Annotated in this window: 8 protein-coding genes and 1 other RNA gene; 4 read left to right on the forward strand and 5 right to left on the reverse strand. The window is 36.6% G+C overall.

Features of this window, described 5'->3' with window-relative positions; genetic code table 11:
• The gene (locus tag GS03_RS11335) at nt 1-1,422 is read right to left on the reverse strand and encodes an ATP-dependent DNA helicase (protein ID WP_136152658.1); all 1,422 of its coding nucleotides are present in this window, start codon (nt 1,420-1,422) and stop codon (nt 1-3) included.
• A gap of 155 nt (nt 1,423-1,577) precedes the next feature.
• On the opposite strand from GS03_RS11335, the gene GS03_RS11340 reads away from it, so the two are divergent.
• Both GS03_RS11340 and rsmD read left to right on the forward strand, forming a co-directional pair.
• Nucleotides 1,578-2,390, forward strand: coding sequence for a DUF3822 family protein (locus GS03_RS11340; RefSeq protein ID WP_136152659.1), 813 nt, complete (start codon nt 1,578-1,580; stop codon nt 2,388-2,390).
• Entirely contained in the window at nt 2,387-2,941 is a 555-nt protein-coding gene (gene rsmD, locus GS03_RS11345) for a 16S rRNA (guanine(966)-N(2))-methyltransferase RsmD (protein WP_136152660.1), read from the forward strand. Before GS03_RS11340 ends, rsmD begins: the two co-directional genes overlap by 4 nt.
• 347 nt (nt 2,942-3,288) lie before the next feature.
• On the opposite strand, the gene rnpB is transcribed toward rsmD, so the two are convergent.
• An RNA gene (gene rnpB / locus GS03_RS11350) (RNase P RNA component class A) lies at nt 3,289-3,596 on the reverse strand.
• 67 nt (nt 3,597-3,663) lie between these two features.
• On the opposite strand from rnpB, the gene GS03_RS11355 reads away from it, so the two are divergent.
• Complete coding sequence (locus GS03_RS11355) at nt 3,664-3,963, forward strand: hypothetical protein (RefSeq protein ID WP_136152661.1); 300 nt, start codon at nt 3,664-3,666, stop codon at nt 3,961-3,963.
• 124 nt (nt 3,964-4,087) lie between these two features.
• Nucleotides 4,088-5,845, forward strand: coding sequence for a DNA polymerase III subunit gamma/tau (locus tag GS03_RS11360; RefSeq protein ID WP_136152662.1), 1,758 nt, complete (start codon nt 4,088-4,090; stop codon nt 5,843-5,845).
• 79 nt (nt 5,846-5,924) lie between these two features.
• On the opposite strand, the gene GS03_RS11365 is transcribed toward GS03_RS11360, so the two are convergent.
• The 3 genes from GS03_RS11365 to GS03_RS11375 are packed head-to-tail and all read right to left on the reverse strand — an operon-like array spanning nt 5,925 to nt 9,429.
• On the reverse strand, nt 5,925-6,815 hold the full coding sequence (locus tag GS03_RS11365) for a Ppx/GppA phosphatase family protein (RefSeq protein WP_136152663.1): 891 nt from the start codon (nt 6,813-6,815) through the stop codon (nt 5,925-5,927).
• Nucleotides 6,815-8,941, reverse strand: a complete 2,127-nt coding sequence (gene ppk1 / locus GS03_RS11370; protein WP_136152664.1) for a polyphosphate kinase 1 — start codon at nt 8,939-8,941, stop codon at nt 6,815-6,817. The genes GS03_RS11365 and ppk1 overlap by 1 nt, the downstream gene beginning before the upstream one ends.
• A 2-nt stretch (nt 8,942-8,943) precedes the next feature.
• Nucleotides 8,944-9,429: a SixA phosphatase family protein gene (locus GS03_RS11375; RefSeq protein WP_136152665.1), complete on the reverse strand. Its 486-nt coding sequence runs from the start codon at nt 9,427-9,429 to the stop codon at nt 8,944-8,946.
• Nucleotides 9,430-9,605 lie beyond the last annotated feature (176 nt).

A 9,605-nucleotide genomic window follows, 5' to 3' on the forward strand; every position in this document is an offset into this window, starting at 1 on the left:
CTATTCCACAAAACTCTCATTCTTAAATCCAATCAAATACAGTTTGTCTTTGGCACGTGTGACTGCGGTGTAAAGCCAGCGGATATAATCTAAATCAACACCGTTTGGAAGATAAGGCTGTTCAACAAAAACGGTGTTCCATTGTCCGCCTTGTGATTTGTGGCAGGTAATCGCATAAGAGAATTTTACCTGAAGTGCATTGAAATATTCATTGCTTTTTACTTTTAGGAATTTGCGGTATTGCGGTTCACCTTCGTAATCTTTCATCACTTCCTGATACAAACGATTGCTTTCTTCAAATGTCAATGAAGGCGATTCGCTTGTAATCGTGTCTAATAAAAGTACCGTTTCAAATGGCTTTTGGTCTGGATAATCGACCATTCTGATTTTGACTTTGGCAAATTTGAACTCGTATAATTCCTTGAAACCAAAAATTTCCAATACTTCAATAATATCGCCATTGGCAATAAATCCGGCTTCATCGGTTTCTTTTAACCAAAAATAATTGTTCTTTACCACCATCAAATAATCGCCAACCGACAAATCGCTTTCCTTATCCAAAATTCTGGAACGTATTTGCTGATTGTACTGATTTGCTCTTTTGTTGGAACGAACAATAAAACACGTGTCTTCTATACTATAATTACTATACGCACTTTGAATTGCATCCTGAATATCGAAGCCATCTGTTAAACGAACGATGTCTTTATAACCCTTTAAGTCGAATTTAAAATCATCCAGAAAATGACTTTTCATCAATTCTCTCAATTCAGTGGCGTTATACAAAATCCCGGATTTCTCTTCCTGACGCATTACTTCATCCAGCTCGATTGAAAAAATCTCTTTGTTATAATGCAATGCTAGTTTTTCAGTATCCAATGCCGGACTCACATCTAATTGCACTGGTGGTAATTGGGCTGTATCTCCAAGCAAAATCATTTTGCAATTATTACCATTATAAACAAAGGAAATCAAATCATCGAGTAACGAACCATTCTCATACAACTTGGCTTCGGTATTCACATCTGAAATCATCGAAGATTCATCGACAATAAAAATAGTGTTTGTATGTTTATTATCTTTCATCGTAAACGAAACACCGCCTGATTTTCCTTTCTTCGGAAAATATATTTTCTTGTGAATCGTAAATGCTGGTTTATTGGAATAATTCGCAATGACTTTCGCCGCTCTTCCTGTTGGTGCCAGCAATACATACTTTTTATTAATTCCGGCAAGATTATTAACTATGGTAGAAATCACCGTTGTTTTCCCGGTTCCGGCGTAGCCTTTCAGTACAAATATTTCGTTCGAATTGGTATTCGTTAAGAAATCGGCAATTTTTTGAAAAAAAATATCCTGCTTTACAGTCGGTTGAAACGGAAACTGTTTTTGTAACACACTGTAAAACTGGCTGGAAGTCATTTGGATTTATGCTGGAAATTGGATTTCAAATATAGTGAAATAGAGTATAGAAAATAGAGAAAAGAAAATAGATGCTCCATGCAAAATGTTAGAGATACTGAAACAAGTTCAGTATAAATTTGTAAGTTTGCCATCCGCACTAATTCAAAATAACTATGTGGCAAAACAGTAGTGTTATCGACAAAATGTACCAAAAACTGGCAATTCAGGTTTCGCTGAATGGTTTGTCTTTTGCTACGTTTGACACACTGACCAACAAAGCTACCAAGCTGCAAAATGTTGTTTTAGGCAAGTTTCAACTCACTACCAAGATTGAAGATTTGTTTGCCGAAGCGTTTCAGAATAATCCCGAACTCAAAGCCGGTTATGATGAAGTTGTCATTATTCACAGCAATAATCTTTCGACTTTTGTACCAACAGCCTTATTTGACGAGGAATATTTAGGTAGCTATTTGCAATTCAATACCAAGGTTTTTGAAACTGATTTCTTTGCGTATGATGAATTGGGTAATTACGAAATGAACAATGTCTATATTCCGTATGTGAATCTGAATAATTATTTCATTGACCAATTTGGCACTTTTGATTACAAACACGCGAATACGATTTTGGTAAAAAAATTGTTGGATGTTTCCAAAAACAATGAAGAATCAAAAATGTTTGTTCATGTGAGTGATACCCATTTTGAAATTGTGGTAATTCAAAATCAGAAACTACTACTCTACAATACCTTTGAATATAAGACTCCGGAAGATTTTATCTACTATATATTATTCACTGCTGAACAATTGCATCTGAATCCGGAGAGTTTCAAATTGGAACTATTAGGCAAAATTGCCGAAGACGATTCGCTATATAAAATTGCTTATAAATATGTGCGAAACACCAATTTGTTTGATGTGAGTTTTATGCAAAGCAATTTAACCGATGCTGAAAAACGCGAGCATTTTATATTGTTGCACTCATGAGAATTATCTCGGGCAAATACAAAGGCAGAAGAATAGCACCACCTAAAAATCTTCCCGTTCGTCCTACGACTGATATGAGCAAAGAAGCGTTATTCAACGTTTTGAACAATCATTTTAATTTTTCGGAACTTAAAGTTTTGGAGCTTTTTGCCGGAACCGGAAGCATTAGTTATGAATTTGGTTCGCGTGGGAGTTCGCCAATTCTTTGTGTTGATGGCGATATGGGCTGCGTAAACTTCATTAAAAAGACAGCAAAGGAATTTGAGTTTGATATTACGGCGATTAAAAGCGATGTCTTTAAATTTCTTGAAAAACATACAGGCAATTACGATATCATTTTTGCTGATCCACCTTACGGAATGGTACAAAAGGAATTCGAGAAAATTGTTGAACTTATTTTTGAAAACGAATTGTTAGACGAAGAAGGCATGCTAGTCGTAGAGCATTCAAAATACACCAAGCTCGACCAAATGCCGAATTATTCTTTCCAAAAGAATTATGGCGGTTCGGTGTTTAGTTTCTTTGAATTTGAAATTGAAGAAGACGAATAACGTCCCAATAGCCCCGACAGTAGCAAGTCTCGTCTTCTTTTGACGAGACGCGGATGGCGGGAGTACGAGTGATAGAAAGATAAAAACGTGCGCTCCTAACATTTGTTATTATACTAAAAAAAACTACTTCAACGAATTGAAGTAGTTTTTTCATTTTGTTTGATTTTGGGTTTAGGCAAAAAAGGGTAAGATAAGAGTTTTGACAGTTTTTCTCTTTCCTTACATCAAAATTATTTAAAGTGATTGCACTTTTGAGTGAAATAAGCCGTGTCGACAAAATGCATTGTTGAATGGTATAAAACTGTCGATGAGCACGTTAATCAGCATCTCGAAAATTTAATGGAATAAAAAAAAGCAGACCTATAAGCCGGATTCTGTATTCACCGATGTGGTGAATCCTTATCATTTATCTAGACCAACAATTACTCATTGATTCAAGCTTCCTACCCTTCGACAACGGGCGAGTAACCCTTAAATGTCGATATACTTGGAATTTCACCGCATAGAGTTTACCTGGTTTCACTACAGCCGAACTGTACTTGCTTTCTGTTGCACTTGTCCTCGTCTTTCAACGGTTGGGTGTTACCCAATATGCTACTCTGTGGTGTCCGGACTTTCCTCCCCAATTTCTCAGGACGATAAGGCGGTCTGCGGCGCAAAGATAGGAAATTAGGATTTTGGATTTGGGATTATATTTTTTATCTTTATAGAAAGAAACTATCATGAAAAATCGATATCACTATGCTTCCGTTTTGAAAGCTCTGGAAGAACTAAAAGCCTTGGATTTTGTTGTAGATTTTAATCTGCAGGAAGAAGCCATCATGAATAACCCTGAGAATTATCAGATTCTGCATATTTACCGTTATGAAGGAGATACAAGTCCGGATGAAGAAGCTGTTGTTTATGGCATCAAATCGAATACTGGAGAAAAAGGAGTTTTTGTGGCTGGTTTTTCCGCCAATTCCGAAAGTCGTGCTGCTCAGGTTTTACTCGAATTGAGCATCAAAGGGACCCGAGACTAGGCCGTACGGAGCGAAGCTAAATAAACATTAGAATAACAAATTGTGGAAAAGTTTTTTCCAAATAACCACATTCCCAAATAACCAAATCAACTATTATTCTATATTTGTAATCCAGTAAAATTCTATGGAACAATTTGTAGTATCAGCCCGTAAGTATCGCCCGCAAACGTTTAAAGACGTTGTCGGACAACAAGCTATTACGAATACTTTACTCAACGCCATAGAAAACAATCACTTGGCTTCTGCCCTGTTATTTACCGGTCCGAGAGGTGTTGGAAAAACAACCTGCGCCCGAATTTTGGCACGCAAAATTAACCAACCGGGTTATGACGACCCAAATGAAGATTTTGCTTTTAATGTGTTTGAGCTCGATGCTGCTTCTAACAACTCGGTTGATGATATTCGTAACCTGATTGATCAGGTTAGAATCCCACCACAAACCGGACAATACAAGGTATATATTATTGATGAGGTGCATATGTTGTCTTCGGCAGCTTTCAATGCGTTTCTAAAAACGCTGGAAGAACCGCCAAAGCACGCCATATTTATTTTGGCTACGACCGAAAAACACAAAATAATCCCAACGATATTATCCCGTTGCCAGATTTTTGATTTCAAAAGAATTACGGTTAAAGATGCCAAAGAACATTTGGCTGAAGTTGCCAAAAGTCAGGGTGTGGAATTTGAAGACGATGCTTTACATATTATCGCTCAAAAGGCTGATGGCGCTATGCGTGACGCTTTGTCCATATTTGACCGTGTAGTTTCTTATTGTGGAAATAACTTAACACGTCAGGCGGTTACCGAGAATCTGAATGTTTTAGATTATGAGACGTATATCAATATGACCGATTTGATTTTGGAAAACAAAATCCCGGAAGTATTGTTGGCTTATAACGATATTTTGTCCAAAGGCTTTGATGGTCATCATTTCATTGCCGGATTGGCATCACATTTCAGAGATTTATTAGTTGCCAAAAACCCAGCGACACTTTCGTTGTTGGAAATGGGTGAAGCGGCACAAAAATTATACGGAGAACAATCGAAAAAAGTATCTCAGGACTTTTTGTTAAAAGGAATCGACATTGCAAATGATTGTGATTTGAAATATAAGGTTTCCCAAAACCAACGTCTATTGGTAGAACTCGCGCTAATGCAATTAAGCTCTATCGGTTTTGATGGAGAAAAAAAAAAGCCTGAGTTTATAATTCCGCCTACGTATTATCGTAGAAATGATTATTCTATTTCGGAAGTAAAAATTCCAAAAGCAACTGTACAGACTGAAGTTGAGCCGCAGGCACAAACTCCAAAAGAAGAAGTACAAGTTGAAGAACCTATTTCTGAAGTTGTGCTTGAAAAAATAGAACAACCACAAATTACACAACCAAAACCGCAAACAACTAGTATCGAACCAGGAACAAAAGTTTCCGCTATGTCTTTAGCCAGCATTCGTGCGAAGAAAGAAATGGCAGAAGCTCAAAAGTCGACTGTTAAGGAAGTGGTTCAGCATGTTAATGAACCTTTTACTGAAACAGAAATGTTGGAGCAATGGCTCAAATATGCACAGCGAATGGAAGACAAAGGTTACCGAATTATCGCTTCTTTGTTAACTATTAATGACCCAATTCTTCAAGGAACAACTATCATTCACGAGTTGCCAAATGAAAGTTCGAAAATAGATTTTGAAAAAGAAAGACCTGAGCTTTTGGGTTACTTACGTGGAAAACTGCACAATCACGAAATTTCGATAGAAGTAAAAGTGAATGAAACTTTGGTGCTGAAAAAAAGCTATACTACACAAGACAAATACAACCGTTTGGTGGAATTGAATCCCAATTTAGAACTGATGCGGAATTTGTTTGGGTTGGAAGTTAATGAGTAAACTTATCCAGCTTAAACTTTATGAGATTAGCTGCGCTCAGTTCGGCTATGCCTCGGGTGCTTCGCTGCGCTCGCAATGACTACAGACTTCCCTGATACATCGCTTTTACAATTCCATCGGCCAAACCAATTTTTGGCACAAACAATTGACGTGCTCCGCTCCATTTCATAGCGTTTAAATAGATACGGGTTGCCGGTATGATAACGTCGGCACGGTCAGTATTCAAAGCCAACTCGGCGATACGCTGTTCGTAAGTCAATGAATTCAAATATTGGTATTGTGAATTTAAATATAAATAGGACAATGGTTTGTCTTGTAGTTTTCCTGAAAGTTTGAACAACTTATTGATGTTTCCACCGGAACCGATTAGAATAACATTTTCATATTCTTCGGTGTTGCATTTAATCCATTTTTCAATTTCTTCCCAAACGATGTCGCTCACCATATTGTTCAGCATACGAACCGTTCCAATTTTAAACGATTTGGATGCAATCATTTTGCCATCGGTAAACAAAGAAAACTCGGTGCTTCCACCACCAACGTCTACATATAAATAGGTTTGGTCGGTTTTAAGGAAATCGTGCAAATCAGAAGACGCAATAATAGTAGCTTCAATTTTTCCGTCGATGATGTCGATATCGATGTCACATTCTTCTCTGATTGTATTGGCAACTTCTTTTCCATTATAAGCTTCTCGCATGGCAGATGTGGCGCAGGCTTTGTATTTTTCAACCTTATAAACTTTCATCAACAGTTTAAATGCTTTCATCGCGTCAATCATTCTGTCAATATTTTCATCCGAGATTTCACCAACGGTAAATGCATCCTGTCCCAAACGGATTGGCACCCGAATCAAAGCACTTTTGTTAAATTGGGTTTCCTTGTCTTTTTGTTCGACAATGTTGGTAATGAGCAATCGCATGGCATTGGAACCAATATCAATCGCTGCATATTTTTTAATTGAAATCATTAAATAGGTAGTTGGTTATTTGGGTTTCCTTCAAGTCTTTCTTTGTAATAGTTATACATTTCATGCTGGGCTCTGAAAACAGCTTCTCCTTCCGCACGAACACGATATTTGTTTTCAAATTTCTCTGAATGATAGCGCGCTTTCACGTTTCCTTTCCAACCTACATTAAAGGTGTCAATGATTTGCTTTTTGATTTCTTCGTCATATATCGGACAGGTTACTTCCACCCGACCATCTAAATTACGTGTCATAAAATCGGCTGACGAAATAAAAACCTCAGGATTGTCATTATTACAGAAAATAAAAGAACGCGTGTGTTCTAAAAAGTAATCTACTATACTAACGGCTTCTATGTTTTCACTCATTCCTTTCACGCCCGGAATTAAGGAACAAATGCCTCGCACCTGCAACTTAATCTTTACTCCGGCATTACTGGCTTCGTATAATTTGTCAATCATTGCGTAATCCGAAATGCTATTCATTTTTAAATTAATGTAAGCAGGACGTCCCATAATGACGTTGTTTATTTCTCTGTCAATTAACTTGTAGAACTTAGTACGAGTGTAATGCGGAGACACGATTAAGTGTTTGTAGCGATGAATTCTATAATTAACATCAAAGAAATCAAAGATTTTAGAAACGTCTTTCAGGATTTGTTGGTGACTGGTAAAAAGCGTTAAATCGGTATAGATTTTGGCTGTGCTTTCGTTGAAATTCCCGGTAGAAATAAAGCCATATCGCTTGAGCTTTCCATCTTCAATTCGATCAATCAAACATATTTTGCTGTGCACTTTTAATCCTTTGATACCAAAAATAAGTTCGATGCCTTCCTGTTGCATTTGCTCTGCATAGGAAATATTACTGGCTTCATCAAAACGTGCCTGGAGTTCAATTTGAACCGTAACTTTTTTGCCATTTTTGGCTGCATTGATAAGCGAACTCACAATTTGAGAGTTTTTTGCCAAACGATATAAGGTGATTTTTATCGAAGTTACTTTTGGGTCTAAAGCGGCTTCACGCAGGAATTTTATAACATACGAAAACGACTGAAACGGAGCGTTTATCAGATAATCTTTTTTGGCAATTTTATTCAAAAGACTACCATCAAATGATAAACCATCCACCGGAAGTGGTACTCTTGGCGGATACAACAAATCAAATCGCCCAAGGTTTGGGAAGTTCATATAATCACGACGGTTGTGATATCTTCCACCCGGAATCACACCATCAGAAACATCAATTCCCATTTTGGAAAGGAAAAATTTGAGTGTGTCTTTTTCAATATGCTGATCATAAACAAACCGAACTGGTTCTCCAATTCGTCTGTCTTTTACTGAGGTGGCAATCTTCTCGAGCATACTTTTGCTCATGTCACTATCGATATCCAACTGGGCATCACGAGTGATTTTTATCATGTGCGCCGAAATACTTTCGTAATCAAAAATGTTAAAAATACTGCTCAGGTTATAACGGATTAAATCATCGAGCATCATCAAGTATTGTTTGCCTTCTTTGTTGGGAAGTTCTACAATACGATTGGTGTTTTTGGGGATTTCGATGATGGCGTAACGTACTTCTGCTTTTGATTTAACAAAACCCAGCATACTAGGTTTCTGCTCGGATTTCATTACTAATTTGATTGCCAAATAACCCGAAGTATCTTTTAACAACGGGAATTCTGCCAAGTCATTTAAGATAATGGTTACGAGTTCCGGGCTTATTTTTTGGATGAAAAAATCTTTAATAAAATTTTCATGTTCTGCTGAAACTTCATTCTCATCGATGATAATGATGTTTTGCTTTACTAATTCCTTTTCAATTTCGTTAAGCACACGCAGACTTTCTGACTGTTGCTTAATTACTATTTCGGTAATGTCTTTAACGAGTTGCTGCGCTGAAATTCCACCGAGAATTTTTTCACCCGAAACGCCGGATAAACTCAAACGACGAATTGCGGCAAAGCGCACACGGAAAAACTCATCTAAATTATTGGAAAAAATACCTATAAACCGAAGTCTTTCTAATAAAGGAACAGCTTCATCAGCTGCTTCCTGTAAAACTCTGGCGTTAAATGCCAGCCAACTTTTTTCTCTGTCTATATAACGAAAACGGGAATCTAAACTCATATTTATTTTAAATCACTTGGGAAAACAACTTTCTTGGTAACACCTTTTTCAATTTCACTCCAAGAGTTATTGTCAAATATAATATTTACAAATCCGGAAGTAGAAACATTGTCAATAAAGATGTTCCCAAATTTATTGACAAAATTTGTAATTGCCTCATTGTGTCCAAAAAGAATTAAGTTATCATAATCATTTGGGCATAATTTGATAATTTGTTCCAGCTTTCTTTCATCAAAAGTGTATAATTCTTCTTTAAACATAATGCTTTCTATCGGAAATGAAATGTTTTGGGCGAAAATAATAGCAGTTTCCGAAGCTCTTTTGGCAATACTGCTCCAGACCACAAACGATTTTGGAACTTCATTACCAATGTGAGAAGAAACTAAATGTGCGTCATGAATACCTTTACTTGTCAAAGGTCTGTCAATATCACGAAGTGGTGCTCCCCAACTTGATTTAGCGTGTCGAATTAATATTAACTGTTTCATGATAAAATATCCAAAATTATTGATAGCATAAATTTAAGTTTTTATATCATATAAACTGCATTTTATCCAAAGACTTTAGAAACATCCTTTCAGTTAAATCCCAACTTTTTTTGGAGTAATATTTTTATTCAAAGTATGATTTAAAAAAATGTTAAAAATAAAATATGTTATAAACA

Source organism: Flavobacterium sangjuense (assembly GCF_004797125.1).
GTDB classification, from domain to species: domain Bacteria; phylum Bacteroidota; class Bacteroidia; order Flavobacteriales; family Flavobacteriaceae; genus Flavobacterium; species Flavobacterium sangjuense.

What these genes read in the sequence shown, in the direction of transcription:
- GS03_RS11335 (WP_136152658.1), bottom strand. Translation starts at nt 1,422, where the DNA reads ATGACTTCCAGCCAGTTTTACAGTGTGTTACAAAAACAGTTTCCGTTT.
- GS03_RS11340 (WP_136152659.1), top strand. Translation starts at nt 1,578, where the DNA reads ATGTGGCAAAACAGTAGTGTTATCGACAAAATGTACCAAAAACTGGCA.
- rsmD (WP_136152660.1), top strand. Translation starts at nt 2,387, where the DNA reads ATGAGAATTATCTCGGGCAAATACAAAGGCAGAAGAATAGCACCACCT.
- GS03_RS11355 (WP_136152661.1), top strand. Translation starts at nt 3,664, where the DNA reads ATGAAAAATCGATATCACTATGCTTCCGTTTTGAAAGCTCTGGAAGAA.
- GS03_RS11360 (WP_136152662.1), top strand. Translation starts at nt 4,088, where the DNA reads ATGGAACAATTTGTAGTATCAGCCCGTAAGTATCGCCCGCAAACGTTT.
- GS03_RS11365 (WP_136152663.1), bottom strand. Translation starts at nt 6,815, where the DNA reads ATGATTTCAATTAAAAAATATGCAGCGATTGATATTGGTTCCAATGCC.
- ppk1 (WP_136152664.1), bottom strand. Translation starts at nt 8,941, where the DNA reads ATGAGTTTAGATTCCCGTTTTCGTTATATAGACAGAGAAAAAAGTTGG.
- GS03_RS11375 (WP_136152665.1), bottom strand. Translation starts at nt 9,429, where the DNA reads ATGAAACAGTTAATATTAATTCGACACGCTAAATCAAGTTGGGGAGCA.